Origin of the sequence: Bartonella sp. AC535YNZD (assembly GCF_042196625.1) — a bacterium.
Taxonomy (GTDB): Bacteria; Pseudomonadota; Alphaproteobacteria; order Rhizobiales; family Rhizobiaceae; genus Bartonella.
Genome location: NZ_JBHIQP010000103.1, coordinates 1 through 536, shown reverse-complemented (window position 1 = coordinate 536; position 536 = coordinate 1). Strand labels below are relative to the sequence as shown.

The following is a 536-nucleotide window of genomic DNA, read 5'->3' as shown; positions in this document are numbered from 1 at the left end:
TCCAATACAAGATCACCAGAGTTGGTGGCAAGTTGAATGATGCGTTCCATTAATCGCTCGGGCTTAGGAGTTGTAAAGACATTCTTAGAATTAAAAACTTTAACCTCTTTTTTGGCATCTTGGTTATGCCCTACTTCCTCATAAAGCCAAATGGTCATTGAAACCATACCATTTTTTACTTCTGATAAAAAACGTTTGATTCTTGGTACTCCGCCATTATCTGTTCCAAACCAAATGCGATTATCCTCTAACAGCTTGGCAAACTTTTCTTTACTAACCCGCCAACTAGCTCCAGCGGGAGGCATAACTTTGCGTCCAGAAGGTGTAATGATTTCATAAATGTCCTTAGGTGTTACTCTTTTCGCAGACAGATTATCCGATTGCCATAACCCACGAGGATCATTATCAGGATTTTTATAGCGCGCATCCATATCGCTTGAACGAGGAAGTAAATTAGGACGCCAAATCGTTTTATCTTTGGCATAAACCATTATAAAATCATGGTTATCGGAAAGCCACTTTGTATCATTCTGTGG

General features: G+C 39.6%; 1 protein-coding gene. It reads right to left on the bottom strand.

Features of this window, described 5'->3' with window-relative positions; translation table 11 throughout:
• On the bottom strand, positions 1-536 hold a 536-nt coding region (locus ACFIM8_RS09445; RefSeq protein WP_375614866.1), incomplete at both ends, for a DNA methyltransferase.